This is a genomic window from Pseudomonas sp. GL-B-19 (genome assembly GCF_019956415.1).
Lineage (GTDB): Bacteria > Pseudomonadota > Gammaproteobacteria > Pseudomonadales > Pseudomonadaceae > Aquipseudomonas.
This window is the reverse complement of sequence record NZ_JAHBDK010000086.1, coordinates 21,942-47,275: the sequence shown is the minus strand read 5'-3', so window position 1 is coordinate 47,275 and position 25,334 is coordinate 21,942. Positions and strand designations below refer to the sequence as shown.

Sequence of the window (25,334 nt, the reverse complement as noted above, 5' to 3'; positions counted from 1 at the left end):
CGACTTAAGCCGCAACAACCGGCGCGGACGGCTTGGCCACCGAGCACAGGCGAATGGAGTCAGCGAGGATTTCAATCGCTTTCGGACGCGGGAAGCTCGCGCGCCAGGCAATGGCCACGGTGCGGAATGGCACCGGCGGTGTCAGTGGGCGCACTTCGATCACGCCTGGGGCGTAGTGATGGCTGTCGACTGCCGACAGCGGCAGGATCGAGATACCCAGGCCGGAGGCAACCATGTGGCGGATGGTTTCCAGGGAGCTGGACTCCACCGTGGTGTGCTTGGCGCCGTCGTTGCCTTTGGCCAGGGTGGGGCAGGCTTCCAGCACTTGATCGCGGAAGCAGTGGCCTTCGCCGAGCAGCAGCAGGCTCTTGTCGTTGAGCAGGCTGGCGTCGATGGATTCTTTCTGGGTCCACGGGTGCTGGGCCGGCATCAGGACGTAGAACGGCTCGTCGTAGAGCTGCAAGGTCAGGACGTCGGCTTCGTTGAACGGCAGGGCTATGATGATCGCGTCGAGCTCGCCGTTGCGCAGTTTGTCGCGCAGCACGTGGGTGAAGTTTTCTTCGATGTACAACGGCATCTGCGGGGCGACCCGGTGCAGTTGTGGAATCAAGTGCGGGAACAGGTATGGGCCGACGGTGTAGATCGCACCGAGTTTCAGCGGGGCGGTCAGCTGGTTCTTGCCAGCCTGGGCCAGTTCGCGGATGCCTTGGGCTTGCTCCAGGACTTTCTGTGCCTGGGCCACGATGCCTTCACCGACCGGGGTCAGGCGCACGGCACTCTTGCTGCGCTCGAAAATCAGCACACCGAGTTCGTCTTCAAGCTTTTTCACGCCCACCGACAGGGTCGGTTGACTGACGTGGCAACGCTCGGCCGCGTGGCCGAAATGCTGCTCTTGGGCGAGGGTAACGATGTAGCGTAATTCTGTCAGAGTCATAGCAAGCGTCCATGTAGTTGCGCGCCAAGCATAACGGCTGCAATCGATAGACGCACGTTATCAGAGTGAGTGTGTTGAGTGACACCGGGTAATGCGTGTTTGCCGCTGGCGGATAAGCAAAAGGCACCTTTCGGGTGCCTTATTGGTCGCTGCATAACCCTGTAGGAGCTGAGCTTGCTCGCGATAGCGGTGTGTCAGTCAACAGAGATGTTGAATATGACGGCCTCATCGCGAGCAAGCTCGGCTCCCACAAGGGTTTTGTATTGCGTCTTAGCGTCGGCGTTTTTCCATCGAGTAAACAAACGGTGCAACGATTTCGATGGCGCCGTTGGTCAGCATGTCGGCCGGTGGCTTGGGCAGTGGCTGGGCGCGGCGGATCATTTCCAGGGTGGCCCGGTCCAGATCGGCAGTGCCGGAGGCGGTTACCAGCTCGAACGACAACACGTTGCCTTCGGCATCCACCACGAAGCGCAGACGGTTCGTGCCTTCCTTGCCCCGCGCCTGCGCACTGGCCGGGTACTTCTTGTACTTGGCCAGGTGAGCGAGCAGGGTACCTTGCCAACTGGCCTTGGCGGCCAGCTGCGCGGCTGATGGACCCGGTGCCGGCTGTGCGGATTTCTCGGTCGGCGCCTGCGTCGGTTGCGCGTCGCTCGGTTTCTCCTCGGACGGTTTCTCCTTCGGCGGCTCCGGCTTCTTCTCCACCGGCTTGGGCGGTTGCGGCTTGGGCTTGGGTTTGACCGGCTTGGGCACGGCAATCTCGGCCTTGGGCACTTCAGCCAGTTTCGGGATCGGCAGCTCTTCCACCGGAGTCGGTGGTTGTGGCGGCGTGATGACCTTTGGCGGTGCAGGCGGTGGCGGGGCCGGAACCGGTGCCAGCTCGACCATCATGGCCTGCGGTGGCAACTCGATCGGCGGGCGCGAGGTCCAGTTCAGCGCCAGCGCGATGGCCAGTGCGTGAACGCCCAGCACCACGGCCAGGCTCCCGCTGTAACGCGTCAGCTTATGGCGCGTCGTGATCATTTCTTGGCTGCCGTCTCAAGTCCGACCAGGCCCACCTTCAGGTAACCGGCGGAACGCAGGTTGTCCATCACGCTCATCAGGTCGCCGTAATCCACGCCTTTGTCGGCCTGGAAGAAGATCGTCGTGTCTTTCTTGCCCTGGGTCTTGGCGTCCAGAGTGGCGCCGAGGGCTTCGGCCTTCACTTCGACTTCGCCGAGGAACAGGCGCTGGTCAGCCTTGACGCTGAGGAATATCGGCTTCTCCGGGCGTGGCGCCGGTTTGGCGCTGGAGGCGGGCAGGTCGACCTTGATGTCCACGGTGGCCAGCGGGGCGGCCACCATGAAAATGATCAGCAGCACCAGCATCACGTCGATGAACGGCGTGACGTTGATTTCGTGGTTCTCGGCCAGATCGTCGTCTGCGCCTTCTTTCAAATGCAAGCCCATGGCTGATTACCCTACTTTGACCATGTGCGGTTGCATGGAGCGCTCGGTGGTCGGCAGGTGATCGAGGTCACGGCTGACCAGCAGCAGGACTTCAGCCGAGGCGTCGGACACTTGTGCCTTGTAACCCGCGATGGAGCGGGCGAAAACGTTGTAGATCACCACGGCCGGGATCGCTGCAACCAGACCCAGCGCGGTCGCCAGCAGGGCTTCGGCGATGCCGGGTGCCACAACAGCGAGGTTGGTGGTCTGGGTTTTGGCGATGCCGATGAAGCTGTTCATGATGCCCCACACGGTACCGAACAGGCCCACGAACGGTGCGGTGGAACCGATGGTGGCGAGAACGCCGGTGCCGCTGCTCATGTTGCGACCGCAGGCAGCCACCAGTCGCTCGAGACGGAAGGCAACACGTTCCTTGATGCCTTCTTTCTCGCGGCTGTTGACCGACAAGCGCATCTCTTCCAGGGCGTCATGCACCAACAAGTTGGCGAGAGTGCCTTCCTTGGTGGCTGTCGCGCTGGCTTCTTTAAGGGTGGTGGCTTTTTTCAGGTGGACGATTTCGCTGCGCAGACGACGCTTGGCGCCCATCAGCTCAAAGCCCTTGGCGATCCAGATGGTCCAGGTGATGATCGAGGCGATGGCCAGGCCGATCATCACGATTTTCACGATGATATCGGCGTTCTGATACATGCCCCACGGCGACAGGTCATGGGCCATGCCCAGGGTGTTATCGGCTTCGAGCACTTCGGGAACATCTTCGGCGGCTACAGCCTGAGCCGGATCGGTCGCGGCAGGAGCGGCGACTGGGGCGGCAGGATCGACTGGTGCTGGCGCCACGGCGGTGGCCGGCGTGGCGGGTGCTTGTGCGTCAGCGAAAGCGGCGGTCGGTGCCAGCATCAGGCTGAGCAACAGAGCAGCCACTGCACGCCAGGCGCGAGGGCTTTTGGTTGGCGAAGCGGAGAATTGATTGCGTGTCATGCTGGCCGGACCTGAGAGAAAAAGACGGTTAATGTTCTTCCAGGCCTCGTGAGGTCGAGAACAAAAGTGGCGTGCATTATTGCAAGTAATTCTTGTTAACAAAAGTAATAGAGTCTCTTTTTTTCTTGCATTGCTAGCCGCTCGTCCATTGTTGGCGCTAGTCTGTGTCTTTCCGATGGGAGTTTTCTGATGTCCACACCCTCAGTTTTGATCGCCGGTTGCGGTGATGTCGGCAGTCGTCTGGCCACGCAATTGGTGGCTGGCGGGTGGGAGGTTCATGGCCTGAGGCGTGACATCTCGCGCCTGCCCGAGGGAGTCATTGGCGTTGCCGGCGACTTGTTCAATGAAGACTGCCCGGCGACCTGGCCAGTCGGTGCGGTGGATTACCTGGTGTATTGCGCGGCGGCCACCGACCAAGATGAAGCCGGATATCGCGCGGCTTATGTGCAGGGCTTGCAGCATGTGTTGGACTGGCTGAACGACTACGGTCAGGTGCCCGATCGTCTGCTGTTTGTTTCCAGCAGCAGTGTGTATGGCCAGCAGGAGGGCGAGTGGGTCGACGAGTCCTCGCCGACCGTTCCCGCAGGCTATTCAGGTCGACTGATGCTGGAGGCTGAGCAGGTCGCACTCAAAAGCGGCATTCCGGCGAGCATTGTGCGCTTGACCGGTATTTACGGTCCTGGCCGTGAGTGGCTGCTGACTCAGGTGCGGCGGGGTTATCGCGTGGCGGTCGATCCGCCGCTTTATGGCAACCGTATTCACGCCGACGACGCGGCGGGGTTGATGGCGTATCTGCTTGAGGCAGATCGTCGCGGTGTGGCGCTGGATGATGTTTTTATCGGCGTCGACGATGCGCCTGCACCGCTGGCGGAAGTGGTGGGGTGGTTGCGGGAGTACCTGGGCGTGACCGAATGGGATGAAGACTCGAGCGTGCGACGTACGGGGAGCAAGCGTTGCAGTAATGCGCGGGCCAAAGCCTTGGGCTGGACGCCGAAGTACCCAAGTTACCGCGAAGGCTATGCCGCGGTACTTGCCCAGGGGAGTTGAGCTGAGGGAGCCTCTAAACAACAGGCGCCTGCGGGCGCCTTTGTTATTGGATCATTGTTTTACCAGCAGCCACTGGCGTGGGCCGGGGGTGAAGTGGGGGATTTCGTCTGTCCGGGATTTATTGATTGCCTGGAAAATCTCCAGTTGCTTGCCTTTACGAACGAAAATCCATGCGCCACTACGGTCACCCGTGCCCAGATACATGGTGTCATTGCCTGCGCCTTGGCTGGCGCAATCACCGTCCAGGCATAACTCGTAACGATCGGTTCCCGGTAACCCTGAAACATGGCCATCTTCCGTAAACACGACCATTTGGCCTGTTCCGTGACTGTCGATGATTTTCCATTGCCCGCCCATGTAAGCGGCGTTCAGGGCGCTCCTGAAGGTGCTACCCCACTTTGTATGCGTTTTGGTGGTCTTGCTGGGGCGACTGAACACCTGCTGGGGGACGTGCTCCTTGGCCAGTTGAGTCAGTCGCTTGCCATCCAGGCGCAGCTCGTCAGTGCCATAGCCGTTGTAGTCGACGGTCCAGGCATTGGGTGACTTTTGCAGCAGTTGGCCTTCACCCATCTCAAAACCGCTGCTCACTTGCGCCTTGCTGGTGTGGGTGTTGATGTCCCACTCCAGATTCCGGCCATGGGTGTTTAAGGATTCATGTAAAGACCGGCCTTGGGCCGCCGCATCGATGGCCGCCTGATTGATCCAGATGCCGCTGATGTCCGTTTCTGCGGGCATAGAGGTGCAGCCGCCGAGCAGCAACAGCCCAAGGAAAAGCAGTGGGCGCATGATCAATCCTTGAAAGGGGGGGCAAAGAATTCGACGGTGCAGGCTAAAGAAAAAGGAGCCCGTAGGCTCCTGTATTCTGTATCACTGTTTTTCCAGCAACCATTTGCGGTCGCCCGGGGTGAACTGCGGCATTTCATCCGCCTGTGCGGTGTTCACCGCCTGGAGGATTTCCAGTTCCTTGCCCTTGCGCGCAAAGATCCAGGTGTTGCCTTGGCCGTTCAGTTGCAGCCACATGTTGTCGTTGCCGCCGCTCATCGACGCGCAATCACCGGCCAGGCACAGGGCATAACGATCAGCGCCCGGAAGACCGGCAATCTGGCCGTCGGCCTGGAATTGCACGGTATTGCCTTCGCCCTGACCGCTGACGATTTTCCAGCTGCCGCCCATGTAGGCCGAGTACAACGCACGTTCAAAGCTCGCGCCAATCGGTGCACCTTCCGGTACCTGGACCTGCGCGCGGTCGAAGACTTGCTCCGACTCGTTCTCGGTTGCGGACTGGCTCAGTTGCTTGCCGTCACGTTTCAGCTCACTGCCGGAGCTGCCGTAAAAGTCGATTTTCCAGGCGCCGGACTGTTCGCCCAGCAGCTTGCCGTCGACATTTTCAAAACCATTGGTGTAGCGGGCCTGACCGGCCTTGGTGTTGATGTCCCATTCCAGGTTCGGGCCATAGGCCTGGAGCGCTTCGCGCAGAGGGCCGCCTTTGGCTGCAGCATCAATTGCCTCCTGATTGATCCAGGTGCCGCTGATGTCACGGTCGGCAGGGTTGCTGGCACAACCGCCCAAGAGTAGGGCGACCAGCGAGAGAGCTAGCGCATGGCGCATGGTGGAATCCTTTCAAGGCAAGATCGGCGCAGCCTTTAGAAGGCTGCGCCGCACGTTTACTCGATGACCAGAATGGCATCCATTTCAACCTGCGAACCCTTTGGCAGGGCCGCTACGCCGATGGCGGCGCGGGCAGGGTAAGGTTGGTCAAAGTACTTGCCCATGATCTCGTTGACCTTGGCGAAGTGGCTCAGGTCGGTGAGGAAGATGTTCAGTTTGACGATGTCTTTGAACGAACCACCGGCAGCTTCGGCCACGGCTTTGAGGTTCTCGAACACCTGGACGGTCTGGGCTTCGAAGCCTTCAACCAGTTCCATGGTTTTTGGGTCCAGAGGAATTTGACCCGACATGTAAACGGTGTTGCCAGCCTTGATCGCCTGGGAGTAAGTACCGATGGCGGCCGGGGCCTTGTCGCTGGTGATAACAGTCTTGGTCATGAATGACTCCTTGTAAGAGTGGGCTTTACGCACGCATGCGGGTGATGCGAATCACCCCGGTCAAGGCACGCAGTTTCTTGATCACGCGGGCCAGATGCACGCGGTCGTGCACGCTGACCACCAGTTGGACCACGCTGATGCGACCATCGCGTTCGTCCATGCTGATTTTTTCGATATTGCCGTCGGCCGCGTTGACGCTGCTGGCCAGCAGCGCGATCAGGCCGCGTTGGTGTTCCAGCTCGACACGCAGTTCGACGTTGAATTCGCCGGTGACATCCTTGGCCCACGAGAGCTGGATGCATTTTTCCGGGTTGTGGCGGATTTCGCTGATGTTGCGGCAGTTGTCCAGGTGCACAACCATGCCTTTGCCGGCGGACAGGTGACCGACAATCGGGTCGCCCGGGATCGGCGTGCAGCATTTGGCGTAACTGAGTACCAGGCCTTCGGTGCCGCGAATCGCCAGCGGACCTTCCGGGCTTGGCAACTGTTCGCCTTCGCCGAGCAGGCGGCGGGCGACCACGTAAGCCATGCGATTACCCAGACCGATGTCTTCCAGCAAGTCTTCGATCAATTCGAGGCGGTACTCGGCGAGCATCGCCTTGACGCGCTCGGCGGCGACTTTTTCCAGCGAGCTGTCGAAGCCGTTCAGTACCTTGTTCAGCAGACGCTCGCCGAGACTGATGGACTCGGAGCGGCGTTGCAGTTTTAGCGCATGGCGGATGTGCGTCCGCGCCTTGCCGGTGACCACGAAGTTGAGCCATGCCGGGTTCGGCCGAGCGCCGGGAGCGCTGACGATCTCGACCGTGGAGCCGCTTTGCAGCGGTTCGGACAGCGGTGCGAGACGACGATTGATCCGACAGGCAATGCAGCTGTTGCCCACGTCGGTGTGCACTGCGTAAGCGAAGTCGACCGCCGTGGAGCCTTTGGGCAGCTCCATGATCCGGCCTTTGGGCGTGAACACGTAGACCTCGTCCGGGAACAGGTCGATCTTCACGCTTTCGATGAATTCCAGCGAGTTGCCGGCCCGTTGCTGCATTTCCAGCACGCCTTTGACCCACTGGCGGGCGCGGGCATGCGTGCCTTTTGGCTGCTCATCGCCGCTGGATTTGTACAGCCAATGGGCGGCGATGCCGTTGTTGGCCATCTCTTCCATTTCACGGGTGCGGATCTGGATCTCGATCGGAACACCGTGCATGCCGAACAACGTGGTGTGCAGCGACTGATAGCCGTTGGCCTTGGGGATCGCGATGTAGTCCTTGAAGCGCCCCGGCAACGGTTTGTACAAATTATGTACAGCACCCAGCACGCGATAGCAGGTGTCGACCTTGTCGACGATGATCCGGAACGCGTACACGTCCATGATCTCGTTGAAGGCCCGACGCTTGCCGCGCATTTTCTTGTAGATGCCGTAGAGGTGTTTCTGACGACCGCTGACCTCGCCCTGAATGCCGTCGATGGCCAGGCAGTGGCTGAGAGACTCTTCGATCTTGTTGACGATTTCCTTGCGGTTGCCCCGGGCGCGTTTGACCGCCTGGTTGATCCGAGCGGAACGCATCGGGTGCATGGCCTTGAAGCCGAGGTCTTCGAATTCTATGCGGATGGCGTGCATGCCCAGCCGGTTGGCGATGGGCGCATAGATTTCCAGGGTTTCCTTGGCGATCCGCCGGCGTTTTTCACCGGACAGCACTTCCAGCGTGCGCATGTTGTGCAAACGGTCGGCGAGCTTGACCAGGATCACGCGAATGTCGCGTGCCATGGCCATGGCCATTTTCTGGAAGTTTTCCGCCTGGGCTTCGGCTTTGGTCTCGAAGTTCATCTGGGTCAGTTTGCTGACCCCGTCGACCAGTTCGGCCACGGTTTCGCCGAACTGCGCTTGCAGCGCCTCTTTGGCAATACCGGTGTCTTCGATCACGTCATGCAGCATCGCGGCCATCAGGCTCTGATGGTCCATGTGCATGTCGGCAAGAATATTCGCCACCGCAAGAGGATGCGTGACGTACGCCTCACCGCTACGCCGGCGTTGACCGTCGTGGGCTTGTTCGGCGTAGAAATACGCTCGGCGGACCAGGTTGACCTGGTCCTTGCCGAGGTAGGTCGATAAGCGATCGGCGAGGGCGTCTATGCTCGGCATGATAATTCCTGCCGTAAGCTGTGACCCCGCGCCGTGCTACGTCGACCAGGCATAGGCTTAGACGGCCTCGTTGGACTCGTCCTCGAACGCTGCGAACAGCGGTTCGTCTTCGACGATTTCAGCATTGGCGATGAACTCGTAGCTCATCAGGCCTTCAGCGATTTCACGCAGCGCTACCACGGTAGGCTTGTCGTTTTCCCACTGAACCAGTGGCTCTTTGCCGCCGGTGGCCAGTTGACGGGCACGCTTGGTGGACAGCATGACCAGTTCAAAACGGTTTTCCACGTGGTTCAGGCAGTCTTCAACGGTTACGCGGGCCATGGTATTCCTCGGAGCGAATGCAATATGCGCGCTGCCCGGGTGGGCGAGCGGACTAGACAGTTTAAAAAATCACCAGCGATTAGGGAAGCGCTGATTTTTTGACCAAGCCCTTCAACGCGCTGCAAGTGCCAATGTAAAGCCCTTGCAGCAGTTTTGGGAAGTGCTGTTTAGCCGAGCAATTCGGCCAAAAGTTTTCCGTTACGCTGCTGCTGACGCTTTTGATGCAGCTGATTGGCGCGGAATATCGCCTGCAAATCGCTCAAGGCGTGGGCGAAATCGTCGTTGATGATCAGGTAGTCGTAGTCGACGTAGTGGCTCATTTCGCTGACGGCTTCACGCATCCGGCCATCTATGACCTCTTCGCTATCCTGGCCGCGATTGTTCAGGCGCTGGTGCAAGGCTTGCAGGGACGGCGGCAGAATGAAGATCGAGCGCGCCTGGGGCATCAACTTGCGTACTTGCTCTGCACCCTGCCAGTCGATTTCCAGGATCAAGTCGTGGCCTTCGTCCAGCGTCTGCTGCAGATGGCTTTGCGAAGTGCCGTAGAGATTGCCGAACACCTCGGCGCGCTCCAGGAAATCCCCGTGCTCGATCATCTTCACGAAGTCGCTGCGGTCGACGAAGTGGTAATTCACGCCATTCACTTCACCGGGGCGCATGGCGCGGGTGGTATGGGAGACCGAGACACGGATCTCCTGATCTGCGTCGGTCAAGGCCTTGACCAGGCTGCTCTTGCCCGCGCCCGAAGGGGCGGAAATGATGTACAGGGTGCCGGTGCTGTGGGTCATGTCGGGTTTGCCTTACTCAATATTCTGCACTTGTTCGCGCATCTGCTCGATCAACACTTTGAGGTTGACCGCCGCTTGGGTGCTGCGCGGGTCGAAGGCTTTGGAGCCCAGTGTGTTGGCTTCGCGGTTGAGTTCCTGCATCAGGAAGTCCAGGCGCCGACCAGCAGCGCCACCGGATTTGAGCACCCGGCGAACTTCGATGATGTGAGTGCTCAGGCGATCCAGTTCTTCGGCGACGTCGCTCTTTTGCGCGAGCATGACCATTTCCTGCTCCAGCCGCTGCGGGTCCAGGTCGGCCTTCATGTCGGCGAAGCGGTCGAGGATTTTCTGGCGTTGGGTGGCGAGCATCTGCGGAACCAGTTCGCGCAGGGTGACGACGTCTTCTTCAATGGAGGTCAAGCGATCGTTGATCAGCCGTGCCAGCTCCGCGCCTTCGCGCTCGCGGCCAGCCTTGAGCTCTTTCAGGCCTTCGTTGAACAGCGCCAATGCTTCGGCATTCAAGGCTTGCGGGTCGGTGGCATCACCCACCAGCACGCCGGGCCAGGCCAGCACTTCCAGCGGGTTGAGCGCTGCTGGATTTTTGATCAGACCGGCGATCGTCTCGGCGGCGGCGACCAATTGTGCGGCGCGCTCGCGGTCCACTTGCAGCGGTTTATCGGTGTTTTCTTCGGTGAAACGCAGGGTGCACTCAAGCTTGCCCCGGGAGATGCCCTGGCGCAGGGCCTCGCGGACTGCGCCTTCGAGGTCGCGAAAGGATTCCGGCAGGCGCAAGTGCGGCTCCAGGTAGCGGCTGTTGACCGAGCGCAGTTCCCAGCTCAGGGTGCCTTGGGTGCCGGCTTTTTCAACGCGGGCGAAGGCGGTCATGCTGTGCACCATGGAGGTACCTCGCAAGTCAGGTCGATGCGTTACCAAAGGTTTCGCGGACCCGATATCTGTGAATGAAAGCCGACAGGCAGCAAAGGCGCAGGATTGTAGCGCAGTGGGGCGGATGCGCCCAAACACACGCTGTGACAAAGGGCTGCAAGCCGTCGGCAAAGCGCGGTTCAGGGCCTTCGGTCGTCGGGTGAATTTTTTAGAAGTGCCCAGTCGTGGCCGGCGGCTCTATAATGCTCGGCAGTTTTCCGTCCCCCGTACAGGTATTCCCTATGAAACGTCCAAGTGGTCGCGCTGCCGATCAGCTCCGCTCGATCCGCATTACCCGCAACTACACCAAACACGCCGAGGGTTCTGTACTGGTCGAGTTCGGTGATACCAAAGTCATCTGCACCGTCAGCGTCGAAAACGGCGTACCGCGTTTCCTCAAAGGTCAGGGCCAAGGCTGGTTGACCGCCGAATACGGCATGCTGCCGCGCGCCACCGGCGAGCGTAACCAGCGTGAAGCGAGCCGCGGCAAGCAAGGCGGCCGTACCCTGGAAATCCAGCGCCTGATCGGTCGTTCCCTGCGCGCTGCGCTGGACATGTCCAAGCTGGGCGACGTCACCCTTTACGTCGACTGCGACGTGATCCAGGCTGACGGCGGCACCCGCACCGCGTCCATCACCGGCGCCATGGTTGCGCTGGTCGATGCCTTGAAAGTGATCAAGAAGCGCGGCGGCCTGAAAGGCGGCGACCCGTTGAAGCAAATGATCGCTGCCGTTTCCGTGGGCATGTATCAGGGCGAGCCTGTGCTTGACCTCGACTACCTGGAAGACTCTGCTGCCGAGACCGACCTGAACGTGGTGATGACCAGCACGGGCGGCTTCATCGAAGTCCAGGGCACTGCCGAAGGCGCACCATTCCAGCCTGAAGAGCTGAACGCTATGCTGGAACTGGCGAAGAAAGGCATGACCGAAATCTTCGACTTGCAGAAGGCTGCACTGGCCGACTGATCGGATGGAACCACACAAGGAGGGCGTTATGAGTGACGAGCAACAGGTTCTTCCCACCCCGAGCAAAGAAGTTCGGCAGTGGGCGATGTTTTGTCACTTGTCCGCCTTGCTGGGGATCTGGATTCCGTTCGGTACGCTGATCGGCCCGCTGATTCTCTGGCAGATGAAGCGTGAGATGGACCCGTTCGTTGATGCGCAGGGCAAGGAAGCGCTGAACTTTCAGATCACCGTCGCCATTGCTTCCGCTATCTGCTTCTTGCTGATGGTGGTGATCGTCGGGTTCTTCCTGTTGGGTCTGGTTGCGATTGGTGCGTTGGTGCTGACGATCATTGCTGGCGTGAAGGCTAATGAAGGGTTTCCCTATCGTTACCCATTCACCTGGCGCCTGATCAAATAACGACCAGCGCGGCTCCCGCATTGAAAAGTCAGTGCGCACAAGCAACCCACAGCATTCAGACTGTGTGAAAACGCAGTTAGCCGCGGTTTAAAACAAATGCCCCGAACTCTCGGGGCATTTGTTTTGTAACAACAGATTAATTTCTCTAGCCATTTATGGTGGTTGCCATTTGCGGTATTCAGGCGCCGTAAATATTTACCGCGCATGTATATATGTCGCTCTTACACTTTTAGTCACAACTGCAAAGCTTCATCACTGCCTATGCGCTGGCAACTCGACTTGGTGGTTGATAAAGTTGCCGCAAGTAAATTTCATCAAGAAATATTTCGATATATTCAGACCATTGACGGTCCTTGAATCTAAACCAATCAGTGTTGAGACAATCAACCTGTTCAAGGGGCGTGTCCAGGTAAAAAGTTCGCCCCTGAATATATATCCAAGAATATCCCAATGATTCAGCTCGATTTTTACGGAACACTTGTGGCCGCCTCTTTAGTACTGTTACTGGGGCGCGGACTTGTCGCCCGTGTTGGTTTTTTACGCGCCTACAATATCCCGGAGCCCGTAGCAGGCGGCTTGGTGGTTGCCCTGGTTCTGTTGACTTTGCGCACCTTTGACATTGAAGTCCGGTTTGATACTTCACTGCAAACTCCCTTGATGTTGGCGTTCTTTGCCACCATTGGCTTGAGTGCAGACTTCGCCAGCTTGAAGAAAGGCGGGCGTGTAGTGGGGGTTTTTCTACTGGTCGTCACTGGGCTTTTGGTGGTCCAGAATGCCATGGGTATCGGGCTCGCAAAGGCGTTGGGGCTCGATCCCTTGATGGGTCTGCTGACCGGCTCGATTACGTTGTCGGGCGGTCACGGTACAGGCGCGGCGTGGGGAGCGACGTTCAGTGAGAAGTTTGGTCTGGCTTCCGCCTCTGAACTTGCAATGGCCTCTGCGACGTTTGGCTTGGTGCTGGGCGGTTTGATTGGTGGTCCGGTCGCTCGCCTGCTCATCAAGCGTGTCCAGACACCCGGCTTTGAGCAAGAAAAACCACGGATGCCAAAGGGCTTTGAGCAGCCGAACAAAGAGCGCTCGATCACGCCATTTACGTTTATCGAGACACTCGCTCTGATCGCGGTCAGCCTGCTGGCAGGCTCTCTCCTGAATGGCGCGCTGCGCGAAACCGCATTTGAGTTGCCGACCTTCGTTTGCGTCTTGTTCGTGGGTGTGGTTTTACGGAACGGGCTTTCAGCACTTGGCTTGTATCAAGTGTTTGAGCGTGAAGTCTCCGTGCTGGGGAATGTCAGCTTGTCGCTGTTTCTGGCGATCGCTCTGATGTCGCTCAAGTTGTGGGATCTGGCTTCACTGGCTTTGCCGTTCTTCATCATCCTGGCAGCGCAAACGTTGGTCATGGCACTGTTTGCGATTTTCGTGACGTTCAGGGTCATGGGTAGCAACTACGATGCGGCGGTACTGGCGGCAGGGCACTGCGGTTTTGGTCTGGGTGCCACGCCAACGGCCATCGCCAACATGCAAGCGGTGACACAGCGCTTCGGGGCTTCGCAGATAGCGTTCCTGGTGGTGCCAATGGTGGGGGCTTTCTTCATCGACATCATTAATGTCATCGTGATCAAGTTGTACCTTGCGCTGCCGTTCTTTGCCGCTGCTTGAAGGTTCGATCACTGTTAACGATCCATAAAAAATGCCCGTATCTTGCGATACGGGCATTTTTTTTTGGCTGGCTGACTGCCGGATTTTCACAGGTCTGAGCGATGTCCGCTTTTTGTCTGCGAAAAAGGGCTTAGATGGTCAGCGTCCAGTCGTAGTCCACGATCAGCGGTGCGTGCTGCGAGAACCGTGGCTGACGTGGCAGGCGTGCGCTACGAACAAAGCGGCGCAGGCCCGGGGTCAGCAACTGGTAGTCGAAACGCCAGCCCAGGTTGAGCATCTCAGCCTGTTCGTTGTCCGGCCACCAGCTGTACTGGTCGCCTTCACGGCTGACTTCGCGCAGGGCATCGACATACCCCATGTTGCCGACAATCTCGTCCATCCAGGCACGTTCAGGTGCCAGGAAGCCCGGAGATTGCTGGCTGTCACGCCAGTTCTTGATATCCAGCTTCTGTTGCGCCACGTACAGCGAGCCACAGTAAATGTACTCGCGACGTTTACGTCGCTGTTTATCCAGATAACGGGCGAAGTCGTCCATTAGCTTGAACTTCTGGTTCAAGTCTTCATCGCCATTCTGCCCCGAAGGGAGCAGCAAGGTCGCGATGCTGACCTTGTCGAAATCGGCTTGCAGGTAACGCCCGTAGCGGTCGGCCGTCTCGAAGCCGAGACCGCTGATGACTGCCTTCGGTTGCAACCGCGAATACAAAGCCACGCCACCTTGGGCAGGAACTTCGGCTTCGCAGGCATAAAGGAAGTAGCCATCCAGTTGGAAGGCTGGATCGTCCAGTTCAAAGGCGGAGGCGCGGGTGTCCTGCAGGCAGATGACGTCGGCATTCTGTGCTTGCAGCCAACTGAGCAAACCACGCTCGACTGCAGCCTGAATACCATTGACGTTCACACTGATGATCCGCATAAATGGCCCCAAAAATCGCGTGCGTGTATGATACACGGCGTCAACCTAATTAGCTAAATCCGTGGTATTTGGGGTTTTTTTCATGCAAGCGTATCAGCGCGATTTCATTCGTTTTGCCATCGATCGCGGCGTTTTGCGCTTCGGTGAGTTCACCCTGAAGTCCGGGCGCACCAGTCCTTACTTCTTCAATGCCGGCCTGTTCAACACGGGTTCGGCCCTTGCACAGCTGGGTCGTTTCTATGCGGCAGCCATCGTCGAGAGCGGTATTTCGTTCGACGTACTGTTCGGCCCGGCCTACAAAGGCATCCCGCTGGCAGCGACCACCGCCGTGGCCCTGGCCGAACATCACGGGCGCGATCTGCCGTGGTGTTTCAACCGCAAAGAAGCCAAGGCCCACGGCGAAGGTGGCAGCCTGGTCGGCGCACCACTGACCGGCGACGTGCTGATCATCGACGACGTGATCACCGCCGGCACCGCAATACGTGAAGTGATGCAGATCATCGCCTCCCAGGACGGCGCCAAGGCCAAGGGCGTGCTGATCGCCCTGAACCGTCAGGAGCGTGGCAACGGTGAGTTGTCGGCGATCCAGGAAGTGGAGCGTGACTTCGGCATTCCGGTGATCAGCATCGTTTCGCTGAACCAGGTGCTCGAATTCCTGGCGGACGATCCGCAGCTCAAGCAGCATTTGCCGGCCGTAGAGGCATACCGCGCCCAGTTCGGCGTCTAGCACCGACCTGTAGGAGCAAGGCTTGCCCGCGATTGATACGCCGAGGTGTATCAGATGCACCGCGTTATCGTTCATCGCGGGCGAGCCTTGCTCCCACAGGGATCGCAGGCAAAAAAAGACCCCGCTCAGCCAGGCTGAGCGGGGTCTTTTTGTATGTACTGCTTAAGGGCGCTTGCGATTACTGATCAACGTACCCACACCAGTATCGGTGAAGATCTCCAGCAAAATCGCATTCGGAACCCGACCATCAATGATCAACGAGCTACCAACACCGCCCTGAACCGCTTCCAGCGCGCAACGGATCTTCGGCAGCATGCCGCCATAGATGGTGCCGTCGGCGATCAAATCGTCGACTTGCTGGGTCGTCAGGCCGGTCAAGACCGTGCCCGACTTGTCCATCAGGCCGGCGATGTTGGTCAGCAGCATCAGCTTTTCAGCTTTCAACGCTTCGGCGACTTTACCGGCCACCAGGTCGGCGTTGATGTTGTAGGACTCACCGTTGGCGCCAACACCGATAGGCGCGATTACCGGGATGAAATCGCCTTTTACCAGCAGGTTCAGCAGATCGGTGTTGATGCCGACTACTTCGCCAACATGGCCGATGTCGATGATTTCCGGTTGGGTCATCTCCGGGGTCTGGCGGGTGACGGTGAGCTTTTTCGCGCGAATCAGCTCGGCGTCTTTACCGGTCAGGCCGATGGCGCTGCCGCCGTGACGGTTGATCAGGTTGACGATGTCCTTGTTGACCTGACCGCCGAGGACCATTTCCACCACGTCCATGGTCGCGGCGTCGGTGACGCGCATGCCATCGACAAAGTGGCTCTCGATCGACAGACGCTTGAGCAGGTCGCCGATTTGCGGGCCGCCACCGTGAACCACCACCGGGTTAATGCCCACGGCTTTCATCAGCACGATGTCGCGGGCGAAGCCGGTTTTCAGCTCCTCGCTTTCCATCGCGTTGCCGCCGTATTTGATCACCAGCGTCTTGCCGACATAGCGGCGAATGTAAGGCAGCGCTTCGGACAGGACCTTGGCGGTGTTGGCGGCGGCTTCGCGTTCGAGGGTCATTCAGGGCTCCGGCACTTCAATAAAATGCGCTTCAATCAATCAAAACGGTAGTTGGAGGTCAGGTGCAACACGTTTCAGCTGGGTGTGGAACACGTCCTTGATGCGCTGCAATTCAGCTTCATCATCGGCCTCGAAACGCAGCACCAGCACCGGTGTGGTGTTGGAGGCGCGCACCAGGCCCCAGCCTTTGGCGTAGTCGACTCGCACGCCGTCGATGGTGGTCAGGTCAGCGCCTTCGCCCCACTTCGCATCGTGCAGTGCATCAATGATGCTGAATTTGCTCTCTTCGGTCACATGGATATTGATTTCAGGCGTAGAAATATCGTTCGGGAAGGTCTCGAACAGCTCTTGCGCGGTGGATTTTTCCTTGCTGAGGATCTCCAGCAGCCGCGCGGCGCTGTAAATGCCATCGTCGAAACCGAACCAGCGCTCCTTGAAGAAGATGTGCCCGCTCATTTCACCGGCCAACAGCGCGCCGGATTGTTTCATTTTCTTTTTGATCAACGAGTGACCGGTCTTCCACATTAACGGACGACCGCCATATTCCTTGATCAGCGGAATCAGGCGACGGGTGCATTTGACGTCGAAGATGATTTCCGCGTCAGGGTTGCGCGCCACAACATCGCGGGCGAACAGCATCAGCAAGCGGTCCGGGTAGACGATGCTGCCGGTGTTGGTCACCACACCAACACGGTCGCCATCGCCATCGAAGGCCAGGCCGATGTCGGCCTTGGTTTCCTTGACCTTGGCGATCAGGTCGACGAGGTTTTCAGGCTTGCCCGGGTCTGGATGATGGTTCGGGAAATTGCCGTCGACTTCGCAGAACAGCGGGATGACTTCGCAATTCAGCGCTTCGATCAGTTGCGGGGCGATCACGCCGGCCGCGCCGTTGCCGCAGTCGACCACGACTTTCAGGCGACGGGCCAGTTTGATGTCCTGGACGATTTCGGTGTTGTAGCGGTCGAGGATTTCGACCTTGGTCACGCTGCCTTTGCCGCTGCTCAGGTTGTGGGTCTTGAGGCGGTCGTGCAGGGCCTGGATCTGTTCGTTGGCCAAGGTGTCGCCAGCGATGACGATCTTGAAGCCGTTGTAGTTCGACGGGTTGTGGCTGCCGGTGAGCATCACCCCGGATTTACCGGCGAGTACGTTGGCGGCGTAGTACAGCGCAGGCGTTGGCACCAGGCCGACGTCGCTGACATGGCAACCGGCATCGGCCAGGCCTTTGATCAGTTGTTCGACCAGTTCCGGACCGGACAGACGGCCGTCGCGACCAACGGAAACGTTGGGCTCGTCCTGCGCCAGGCTTTGGGCGCCAATGGCGCGGCCGAGCCAGTAAGCGGTTTCAGCGTTCAAGAACTCCGGGACGGTGCCGCGAATGTCGTAGGCGCGAAAGATGCTGTCGGGGAACTTGGGTGCGACTTGGGCGGGGGTGTTCATCTGTAGGAATGCTCCATCTCGAAAGTGACTGGACAGGCCTGCTTGGTACGCTTGGCCGGCTCAAACTGAAGGGTATGACGGCGTTTTTCACAGAGAGTTCGTGGTGCGAAAAGGCCATGTCACTAACTCCGGCAAGTATATGGCCGGCAATGCCTTGATTTTCAGCAATAAAACTTTCAAATGAAGCTTGTGCTACCTCAGCAACAAACCTGTGGGAGCGAGCAGGCTCGCTCCCACAATGAAGTCATCAATGGCTGCCGGAATGTCCGAAACCGCCCGTGCCGCGCTGGGTTTCGACGAATTCTTCGACCATCTCGAAATGCGCTTGAACCACTGGTACCAGCACCAATTGAGCCAGACGCTCGCCAACGACCATGGTGAATTCGGTCTGGCCACGGTTCCAGCAGGACACCATCAACGGGCCCTGATAATCGGAGTCGATCAAGCCGACCAGGTTGCCCAGCACGATGCCGTGCTTATGACCCAGGCCAGAGCGCGGCAGAATCAGGGCAGCCAAGCCCGGATCACCGATGTAGACCGACAGGCCGGTCGGGATCAGCACGGTTTCACCCGGTTTGATGACAATGTCTTTTTCCAGCATGGCGCGCAGGTCGAGGCCGGCGGAGCCTGGCGTGGCGTACTGCGGTAACGGGAATTCGGTACCGATGCGGGGGTCGAGGATCTTGGCTTGCAAAGCGTGCATGTAAATTAAACCTGGTTCAGACGTTCGGCGATAAAAGTGATCAGCTGGCGAGCAATCTTGCTCTTGCTGGTCTGGGCGAAAAGTGTGGCGTGAAGCTCACGGTCGATCACGCTGCAGGCGTTTTCTTCGCTGTTGAAGCCAATGCTCGGGTTGGCGACGTCGTTGGCGACGATCAAATCGAGGTTCTTGTCTTTCAACTTGCGGGCAGCGTAGTCAAGCAAGTGTTCGGTTTCGGCAGCGAAACCGACACTGAACGGACGGTCGGGGCGCATGGCGATGGTGGCCAGGATGTCCGGGTTGCGCACCATCTGTAGCAACAAGCCGTCGCCGTTCGTAGGGTCTTTCTTGAGTTTCTGTGGGGCCACGACTTCCGGACGGTAGTCTGCGACCGCTGCCGAGGCGATGAACAGGTCGCAAGGAATCGCGGCTTCGCAGGCGGCGAGCATGTCGCGGGCGCTGACCACGTCGATGCGCGTGACGCGATCCGGCGTTGGCAGGTGCACCGGGCCTGTGATCAGGGTTACGCGGGCACCGGCTTCTACCGCGGCTTCGGCCAGGGCGAAGCCCATTTTCCCGGAGCTGTGGTTGGTGATGTAACGCACCGGGTCGATGTTTTCCTGGGTCGGCCCGGCGGTGATCAGCACGTGTTTGCCGGTCAGCGCCTGGCGCTGGAAGCAGTCCGCCGCGCACTGGGCGAGTTCGACGGCTTCGAGCATGCGGCCCAGGCCAACGTCGCCGCAGGCCTGGCTGCCGGAGGCCGGGCCGAAGACTTTGATGTCGCGGCTTTCGAGGGTTTGCAGGTTGGCCTGGGTCGCCGGATCGCGCCACATGGCCTGGTTCATCGCCGGGGCGACAGCGACCACGGCGTCGGTGGCCAGCACCAGCGTGGTCAGCAGGTCGTCGGCAATGCCCTGTGCCAGACGGGCGATCAGGTCCGCGGTAGCGGGGGCGATCAGCACCATATCGGCCCATTTGGCCAGCTCGATGTGGCCCATTGCAGCTTCAGCCGCCGGGTCCAGCAGGTCGAGGTGAACCGGGTGTCCAGACAAGGCCTGCATGGTCAGCGGGGTGATGAACTCGCTGCCGCCACGGGTCATGACTACGCGCACTTCGGCGCCCTGGTCGATCAGGCGGCGAACCAGGTCGGCACTCTTGTAGGCAGCAATGCCGCCGCCGACGCCCAGAACGATGCGTTTCCGATACAGCCGCTGCATAGGTCTGCCTTTCATTTCGTTGATGACTGCATGGCGAGACCCCCTCCCCAGGGATGAAATCGCCAGCAAAAAAGATGGGCTACGATATCACAGCGACAGCTACGGAACAGCGGCGCCCATATTCCAGGGAGGTGCTATGAGTATTCGTGATTGGCCGGCGGCGGAGCGACCGCGGGAGAGGCTGCTTGAGTTGGGCTCGGCAAGTCTTTCAGACGCCGAATTGCTGGCGATTTTTTTACGGACCGGCGTGTCGGGTAAAAGCGCGGTGGACCTGGCTCGACACCTGTTGAATCAGTTTGGCAGCCTGCGCTCATTGCTTGAGGCCGATCAGGTCGCGTTCAGCAGGCAACTGGGGCTCGGGCCAGCGAAATTCGCTCAGTTGCAAGCGGCGCAGGAGATGGGCCGGCGGCATTTGGCCGAGTGCGCACGCAAAAAATCAGCGCTGGAAAATCCGCAGGCCGTTCGGGATTACCTGAAATCGATGCTGCGCCACGAGCCCCACGAGGTGTTCGGCTGTCTGTTTCTGGATTCCAGGCATCAAGTGCTGACTTTTGAAGTGCTATTTCGCGGCTCCATCGACAACACCAGCGTTTATCCGCGCCAAGTGGTCAAGCGTGCTTTAGCTCACAACGCCGCTGCGCTGATCCTGTGCCACAACCATCCGTCGGGCAACTCCGACCCCAGCCAGGCCGACCGATTGCTGACCAAGCGCCTGCAGGAGGCGCTGGGCCTGATCGATGTGCGGGTGCTCGACCATTTCATCATCGGCGACGGCGACCCGCTGTCCATGGCCGAGTACGGGTGGATGTAGGAGGAAGGGGAGTCAAGCAAGATCCTGTAGGAGCTGGCTTGCCAGCGAAAGCGGTGTGTCAGTCACATCGATGCTGGATGTGCCGCTGCCTTCGCTGGCAAGCCAGCTCCTACAAGGATTTGTGTTGGTGCTTATGGCTTGAGGTTGACCTTCGAGTAATCCTGGCGGCCAAACGGGCTCACCGCATAACCCTCGACATCCTTGCGCGTCAGCGCAAACGCCGTCGGGTGCGCCAACGGCAGCCACAGCGCCTGCTGCTGGATCTGCGCCTGCGCCTGCTCATAGAGCTTGGTGCGCACACCTTGCTCACCAGTGGTCTTGCCAGCACTGATCAGCTTGTCCAGGTCCTGATTGCAGTAGCGGGCGAAGTTGGTGCCGGACTTGACCGCTGCGCAGGAAAACTGCGGTGTGAGGAAGTTGTCCGGATCGCCGTTGTCGCCTGCCCAACCCATGAACAGCAGGTCATGCTCGCCGGCCTTGGCGCGGCGGATCAGCTCGCCCCACTCGATGACGCGGATTTCGGCCTGAATACCGATTTGCGCGAGGTCGGACTGCAGCAGTTGGGCGCCGAGGCTCGGGTTGGGGTTCAGCGTGCTGCCGGAAGGGCGGGTCCAGATGGTGGTCTGAAAGCCCTCCTTGAGGCCGGCCTTGGCCATCAAAGTCTTGGCCTTCTCAATGTCGTGCGGGTAACCCGGCAAGCTTTTGGCGTAGCTCCAGGTGTTCGGCGGGTACGGGCCGTTGGCGGGCTCGGCGGTGTCCTCGAACACGGCTTTGACGTAGTTGGCCTTGTCGAAGGCGAGGTTGATCGCCTGGCGCACTTCCGGCTTGTCCAGCGGAGGATGTTGGCTGTTGATGCCGACGAAAGCGGTCATGAACGCGTCGGTTTTTTCCACTTTAAGCTCTGGCTCTTTCAGTGCGGCCTGTACGTCCAGAGGCTTGGGCGACAGGGCGATCTGGCACTCATTGCGACGCAATTTCTGCAAGCGCACGTTGGCGTCCGGGGTGATCGCGAAGATCAACGGGTCCACCGAAGGTTTGCCGCCGAAGTAGTCCGGGTTGGCCTTGTAGCGAATCGACGCGTCTTTCTGGAAGCGCGTGAACACGAACGGGCCGGTGCCGATTGGCTGGCTGTTGAGTTTTTCCGCCGTGCCGGCCTTCATCAGCTTGTCGGCGTACTCGGCTGAGTAGATCGAGGCGAACCCCATGCTCAGGGTGGCGAGGAAGGTCGAGTCCGGGTGATCGAGGGTGAAACGTACGGTCAGCGGGTCCAGTGCGTCGATCTTCTTGATCAACACGGGCAATTGCATCGATTGCGCATGCGGGAAGCCGCTCTGGGCGACTTTGTGCCACGGGTTGGCCGGGTCGAGCATGCGCTCGAAGCTGAAGATCACGTCTTCGGCGGTCAGGTCACGCGTCGGGCTGAAGTATTCGGTGCGGTGGAATGGCACCTGCGGATGCAGTTTGAACACGTAGGTCAGGCCATCGGGCGTGACCTCCCAGCTGTCCGCAAGGCTGGCGACCACTTTGCCGCTGGCGGTGTCGAAGTCCACCAGGCGGTTCATCAGCACGTCGGCCGAGGCGTTGGTGGTGGTCAGCGAGTTATATTGCACCACGTCGAACCCTTCAGGACTGGCCTCGGTGCAGACAGTCAGGGCCGCGGCCATGGCCTGTGGGCCCAGCAGCAATGGGGCGAGCAAGAGGGGTAGGGCAGCGAGGCGCATGGTCGGATTCCTTTACAGATCGAAGGCCCATCTGCAAGTGCAGTCTGGAAAAGGCTTACCCTAGTAGGCTCTTTTGCAAATGACTATCCCCTTTTTCATTTTAAGGGGAGTATGTGCGATTGTTTTCAGTGGGCATGGGCTGAAAAAAATCCTGAATCGGCGGGTTGGCCGATTCTCTGCGACGAGTGGTCTTTATCGACGATAGCCTTTATCCAGGGCGCTCGTGGCCCGAAAAACGGGGTTTTTATGAAGTCTGTGCACACGGAATGTTGTTGCTCTCCAGTCTTTCTGGTATAAAGCAGCGCTCTTTTCTAGGGGCCCGGTTCCTTCACTGTAGGTGTAGCCGGTAAGACCTCTAAAGAAACGCGGCGCCTGGCGCCAAATGACTGAGAGATTAAGCGGCCAACCCATGCCGGGTTGGGCATGTGGTTTTAGAGGGCTGAGGCATGTCGAGAGTATGTCAAGTTACCGGTAAGGGTCCGGTGACTGGGAATAACATTTCCCACGCAAACAACAAAACCCGTCGTCGTTTCCTGCCGAACCTGCAGCATCACCGCTTCTGGGTTGAAGAAGAGAAACGTTTCGTGCGTCTGCGCGTATCTGCCAAAGGCATGCGTATCATCGACAAGCGTGGCATCACTGTCGTGCTGGCCGAAATCCGCAAAGCCGGCAAGATCTAAGGGAGCTAATCATGCGTGAATTGATTCGTTTGATTTCGAGCGCCGGTACTGGTCACTTCTACACTACCGACAAGAACAAGCGTACTACCCCGGACAAAATCGAGATCAAGAAATTTGATCCGGTTGTTCGCAAGCACGTGATCTACAAAGAAGGCAAAATCAAGTAATTGATTTTTCCCTCTTACGAAAAAGGCCCGTATCGCGAGATACGGGCCTTTTTTGTTGCCTGAATTGTGGGGCCTGACAGGGCCTCATCGCGGGCAAGCCTCGCTCCTACAGGTTTTGTGATCGACACAGATCGCTGTAGGAGCATGGCTTGCCCGCGATTGAGGTCAGCCAGGACAACCTGAATCTTCAGGCCTTCTGCTCAAACGCCACATAAATCTTGCGGCACGGCTCCAGCACTTCCCAGGTGCCCCGGAACCCGGCCGGAATCACGAAGCGGTCACCTGCGCGCAGGGTTTTGCTGTTGCCGTCGTTGTCACGCAGCACTGAAACCCCTTGAACGATTTCGCAGTATTCGTGTTCGGTGAAATTCACGGTCCATTGCCCGACTGCACCTTCCCAAACGCCAGCATTCAACTGCCCGCACGGGCTGTTGTAGTGGTTGTACACCGCTTGTTCCGGGTCGCCCTTGAGGACTTTCATCGGGTCCGGCCGATAGCGCTCGGGCGCGGTCGTGGCCTGGCTGAAGTCGACGACATCCTGGATATTCATTGTTGTAATTTCCCGTGATTGCCTGAAAGATCAAAGTCTATGTTTATTAAAATGAACATCGCAAGGCCGTTTGACGGCCTTATGTCAAATATATTGAAACTTCACCTGCCGCTGGTTTAGGGTGACAGTTGCCTTGGGCCGAAAAGCAGGCTGGCCGGGCAGAATTCCTGACAGCGCCCGCGAAGACCGCGCAGCGTTCGTATTCAATAAGAGGAGGACACTCGAATGACCACCCTGACTCGTGCCGATTGGGAGCAACGGGCTCGCGATCTGAAGATCGAAGGCCGCGCCTACATCAATGGCGAATACACCGATGCTGTCTCCGCCGAGACCTTCGAGTGCATCAGCCCGGTCGATGGCCGTCTGCTGGGCAAGATTGCCAGCTGTGACGCCGCCGACGCCCAGCGCGCTGTTGAAAACGCTCGCTCCACCTTCAATTCCGGCGTCTGGTCGCGCCTGGCGCCGACCAAACGCAAAGCCACCATGATCCGTTTCGCCGGCCTGTTGAAGCAAAATGCAGAAGAGCTGGCGCTGCTTGAAACCCTGGACATGGGCAAGCCGATCAGCGATTCCCTGTACATCGACGTTCCCGGCGCGGCGCAAGCCCTGAGCTGGAGCGGTGAAGCCATCGACAAGATCTACGACGAAGTCGCGGCCACCCCGCATGATCAGCTGGGTCTGGTGACTCGCGAGCCGGTCGGTGTTGTGGGTGCCATCGTGCCGTGGAACTTCCCGCTGATGATGGCCTGCTGGAAACTCGGCCCTGCGCTGTCCACCGGTAACTCGGTGATCCTCAAGCCGTCGGAAAAATCTCCGCTGACGGCCATTCGCATCGCTGCGCTGGCCGTTGAAGCCGGCATTCCGAAAGGCGTGCTGAACGTGCTGCCAGGTTACGGTCACACCGTCGGCAAGGCCCTGGCCCTGCACAACGATGTGGACACGCTGGTGTTCACCGGTTCGACCAAGATCGCCAAGCAATTGCTGATCTACTCGGGCGAGTCGAACATGAAGCGCGTCTGGCTCGAAGCCGGCGGCAAGAGCCCGAACATCGTGTTCGCCGATGCCCCGGACCTGCAAGCCGCTGCCGAAGCCGCTGCCGGCGCCATCGCCTTCAACCAGGGCGAAGTGTGCACCGCCGGTTCGCGCCTGCTGGTCGAGCGTTCGATCAAGGATAAATTCCTGCCGCTGGTGATCGAGGCCCTGAAAACCTGGAAACCGGGCAACCCACTGGATCCGGCGACCAACGTCGGCGCGCTGGTCGATACCCAGCAGATGAACACCGTGCTGTCCTACATTGAGTCGGGTCATGCCGATGGCGCCAAACTGGTGGCCGGAGGCAAGCGCACGCTTCAGGAAACCGGTGGCACTTACGTTGAGCCGACGATTTTCGACGGTGTGAGCAATGCGATGAAAATCGCTCAGGAAGAAATCTTTGGGCCAGTGTTGTCGGTCATTGCTTTCGACACCGCCGAAGAAGCTATCGCGATTGCCAACGACACGCCGTACGGCCTCGCCGCAGCGGTGTGGACCAAGGACATCTCCAAGGCTCACCTGACCGCCCGTGCGCTGCGTGCGGGTAGCGTTTGGGTCAACCAGTACGATGGTGGCGACATGACCGCGCCGTTCGGTGGCTTCAAGCAGTCCGGTAACGGCCGCGACAAGTCGCTGCACGCGTTCGACAAGTACACCGAGCTGAAGGCGACCTGGATCAAGTTGTAAGTCGGTTTTCTTAACGACGT

26 protein-coding genes and 1 pseudogene are annotated in these 25,334 nt (G+C 59.1%); 9 read left to right on the top strand and 18 right to left on the bottom strand.

The window, feature by feature from the left end; all coding sequences use genetic code 11:
• Positions 1-4: 4 nt before the first annotated feature.
• From KGB06_RS26950 to exbB, 4 genes are all read right to left on the bottom strand, one after another.
• On the bottom strand, positions 5-934 hold the full coding sequence (locus tag KGB06_RS26950) for a hydrogen peroxide-inducible genes activator (protein ID WP_223521217.1): 930 nt from the start codon (positions 932-934) through the stop codon (positions 5-7).
• A gap of 270 nt (positions 935-1,204) precedes the next feature.
• A complete protein-coding gene (locus tag KGB06_RS26945; protein ID WP_223521215.1) occupies positions 1,205-1,954 on the bottom strand; it encodes an energy transducer TonB in 750 nt (249 codons plus the stop codon).
• Positions 1,951-2,379 (bottom strand): TonB system transport protein ExbD, encoded by a 429-nt coding sequence (exbD, locus tag KGB06_RS26940; protein WP_223521213.1) that lies wholly within the window; start codon positions 2,377-2,379, stop codon positions 1,951-1,953. Before exbD ends, KGB06_RS26945 begins: the two co-directional genes overlap by 4 nt.
• A gap of 6 nt (positions 2,380-2,385) precedes the next feature.
• Positions 2,386-3,354 (bottom strand): tonB-system energizer ExbB, encoded by a 969-nt coding sequence (gene exbB / locus KGB06_RS26935; protein ID WP_223521211.1) that lies wholly within the window; start codon positions 3,352-3,354, stop codon positions 2,386-2,388.
• Positions 3,355-3,543: 189 nt separating this feature from the next.
• On the opposite strand from exbB, the gene KGB06_RS26930 reads away from it, so the two are divergent.
• Complete coding sequence (locus KGB06_RS26930) at positions 3,544-4,401, top strand: SDR family oxidoreductase (protein ID WP_223521209.1); 858 nt, start codon at positions 3,544-3,546, stop codon at positions 4,399-4,401.
• A gap of 51 nt (positions 4,402-4,452) precedes the next feature.
• Here KGB06_RS26930 and KGB06_RS26925 read toward each other — a convergent pair whose 3' ends face one another.
• From KGB06_RS26925 to KGB06_RS26895, 7 genes are all read right to left on the bottom strand, one after another.
• Positions 4,453-5,187: a hypothetical protein gene (locus tag KGB06_RS26925; RefSeq protein ID WP_223521207.1), complete on the bottom strand. Its 735-nt coding sequence runs from the start codon at positions 5,185-5,187 to the stop codon at positions 4,453-4,455.
• Positions 5,188-5,268: 81 nt separating this feature from the next.
• A complete protein-coding gene (locus tag KGB06_RS26920) occupies positions 5,269-6,009 on the bottom strand; it encodes a hypothetical protein (RefSeq protein WP_223521206.1) in 741 nt (246 codons plus the stop codon).
• A 56-nt stretch (positions 6,010-6,065) separates the two neighbouring features.
• The gene (locus tag KGB06_RS26915; RefSeq protein WP_003229509.1) at positions 6,066-6,446 is read right to left on the bottom strand and encodes a RidA family protein; all 381 of its coding nucleotides are present in this window, start codon (positions 6,444-6,446) and stop codon (positions 6,066-6,068) included.
• A gap of 25 nt (positions 6,447-6,471) precedes the next feature.
• Positions 6,472-8,577, bottom strand: coding sequence for a bifunctional GTP diphosphokinase/guanosine-3',5'-bis pyrophosphate 3'-pyrophosphohydrolase (gene spoT / locus KGB06_RS26910; protein WP_223521205.1), 2,106 nt, complete (start codon positions 8,575-8,577; stop codon positions 6,472-6,474).
• A 57-nt stretch (positions 8,578-8,634) separates the two neighbouring features.
• Positions 8,635-8,898 (bottom strand): DNA-directed RNA polymerase subunit omega, encoded by a 264-nt coding sequence (gene rpoZ / locus KGB06_RS26905; RefSeq protein WP_007894670.1) that lies wholly within the window; start codon positions 8,896-8,898, stop codon positions 8,635-8,637.
• A 167-nt stretch (positions 8,899-9,065) separates the two neighbouring features.
• Positions 9,066-9,686 (bottom strand): guanylate kinase, encoded by a 621-nt coding sequence (gene gmk / locus KGB06_RS26900; protein ID WP_223521204.1) that lies wholly within the window; start codon positions 9,684-9,686, stop codon positions 9,066-9,068.
• Between the two features lie 12 nt (positions 9,687-9,698).
• Complete coding sequence (locus KGB06_RS26895) at positions 9,699-10,562, bottom strand: YicC/YloC family endoribonuclease (protein WP_223521203.1); 864 nt, start codon at positions 10,560-10,562, stop codon at positions 9,699-9,701.
• A 269-nt stretch (positions 10,563-10,831) separates the two neighbouring features.
• Between KGB06_RS26895 and rph the strand changes: the two genes are divergently transcribed.
• The 3 genes from rph to gltS all read left to right on the top strand — a co-directional run bounded on the left by rph (position 10,832) and on the right by gltS (position 13,607).
• Complete coding sequence (rph, locus tag KGB06_RS26890) at positions 10,832-11,554, top strand: ribonuclease PH (protein ID WP_071552787.1); 723 nt, start codon at positions 10,832-10,834, stop codon at positions 11,552-11,554.
• Between the two features lie 28 nt (positions 11,555-11,582).
• A complete protein-coding gene (locus KGB06_RS26885) occupies positions 11,583-11,951 on the top strand; it encodes a DUF4870 domain-containing protein (RefSeq protein WP_223521202.1) in 369 nt (122 codons plus the stop codon).
• Between the two features lie 450 nt (positions 11,952-12,401).
• Positions 12,402-13,607, top strand: a complete 1,206-nt coding sequence (gene gltS, locus KGB06_RS26880) for a sodium/glutamate symporter (RefSeq protein WP_223521201.1) — start codon at positions 12,402-12,404, stop codon at positions 13,605-13,607.
• Positions 13,608-13,737: 130 nt separating this feature from the next.
• Here the strand turns inward: gltS and KGB06_RS26875 are convergent, their stop codons facing one another.
• Positions 13,738-14,517: an exodeoxyribonuclease III gene (locus tag KGB06_RS26875; protein WP_007934608.1), complete on the bottom strand. Its 780-nt coding sequence runs from the start codon at positions 14,515-14,517 to the stop codon at positions 13,738-13,740.
• Between the two features lie 82 nt (positions 14,518-14,599).
• Between KGB06_RS26875 and pyrE the strand changes: the two genes are divergently transcribed.
• Positions 14,600-15,244, top strand: a complete 645-nt coding sequence (gene pyrE, locus KGB06_RS26870) for an orotate phosphoribosyltransferase (RefSeq protein ID WP_077748578.1) — start codon at positions 14,600-14,602, stop codon at positions 15,242-15,244.
• A 162-nt stretch (positions 15,245-15,406) separates the two neighbouring features.
• Here the strand turns inward: pyrE and argB are convergent, their stop codons facing one another.
• From argB to coaBC, 4 genes and pseudogenes are all read right to left on the bottom strand, one after another.
• Positions 15,407-16,312, bottom strand: a complete 906-nt coding sequence (gene argB, locus KGB06_RS26865) for an acetylglutamate kinase (RefSeq protein ID WP_046030681.1) — start codon at positions 16,310-16,312, stop codon at positions 15,407-15,409.
• Between the two features lie 39 nt (positions 16,313-16,351).
• Positions 16,352-17,728: pseudogene (locus KGB06_RS26860) on the bottom strand (phosphomannomutase/phosphoglucomutase); the annotation flags it as partial.
• A 268-nt stretch (positions 17,729-17,996) separates the two neighbouring features.
• The gene (dut, locus tag KGB06_RS26855) at positions 17,997-18,452 is read right to left on the bottom strand and encodes a dUTP diphosphatase (RefSeq protein WP_027926354.1); all 456 of its coding nucleotides are present in this window, start codon (positions 18,450-18,452) and stop codon (positions 17,997-17,999) included.
• A gap of 5 nt (positions 18,453-18,457) precedes the next feature.
• A complete protein-coding gene (gene coaBC, locus KGB06_RS26850; protein WP_223521384.1) occupies positions 18,458-19,666 on the bottom strand; it encodes a bifunctional phosphopantothenoylcysteine decarboxylase/phosphopantothenate--cysteine ligase CoaBC in 1,209 nt (402 codons plus the stop codon).
• Positions 19,667-19,802: 136 nt separating this feature from the next.
• Between coaBC and radC the strand changes: the two genes are divergently transcribed.
• The gene (radC, locus tag KGB06_RS26845; protein ID WP_223521200.1) at positions 19,803-20,477 is read left to right on the top strand and encodes a RadC family protein; all 675 of its coding nucleotides are present in this window, start codon (positions 19,803-19,805) and stop codon (positions 20,475-20,477) included.
• Positions 20,478-20,608: 131 nt separating this feature from the next.
• Here radC and KGB06_RS26840 read toward each other — a convergent pair whose 3' ends face one another.
• Positions 20,609-22,198, bottom strand: coding sequence for an ABC transporter substrate-binding protein (locus KGB06_RS26840; RefSeq protein WP_223521199.1), 1,590 nt, complete (start codon positions 22,196-22,198; stop codon positions 20,609-20,611).
• Positions 22,199-22,644: 446 nt separating this feature from the next.
• Here KGB06_RS26840 and rpmB point away from each other — a divergent pair, with 446 nt between their 5' ends.
• On the top strand, positions 22,645-22,878 hold the full coding sequence (gene rpmB, locus KGB06_RS26835; RefSeq protein ID WP_007894701.1) for a 50S ribosomal protein L28: 234 nt from the start codon (positions 22,645-22,647) through the stop codon (positions 22,876-22,878).
• Between the two features lie 11 nt (positions 22,879-22,889).
• Positions 22,890-23,045: a 50S ribosomal protein L33 gene (rpmG, locus tag KGB06_RS26830; protein ID WP_007894709.1), complete on the top strand. Its 156-nt coding sequence runs from the start codon at positions 22,890-22,892 to the stop codon at positions 23,043-23,045.
• A gap of 187 nt (positions 23,046-23,232) precedes the next feature.
• Here the strand turns inward: rpmG and KGB06_RS26825 are convergent, their stop codons facing one another.
• Positions 23,233-23,595: a cupin domain-containing protein gene (locus KGB06_RS26825; RefSeq protein WP_223521198.1), complete on the bottom strand. Its 363-nt coding sequence runs from the start codon at positions 23,593-23,595 to the stop codon at positions 23,233-23,235.
• Positions 23,596-23,820: 225 nt separating this feature from the next.
• Between KGB06_RS26825 and KGB06_RS26820 the strand changes: the two genes are divergently transcribed.
• Positions 23,821-25,314: an aldehyde dehydrogenase gene (locus tag KGB06_RS26820; RefSeq protein ID WP_223521197.1), complete on the top strand. Its 1,494-nt coding sequence runs from the start codon at positions 23,821-23,823 to the stop codon at positions 25,312-25,314.
• Positions 25,315-25,334 lie beyond the last annotated feature (20 nt).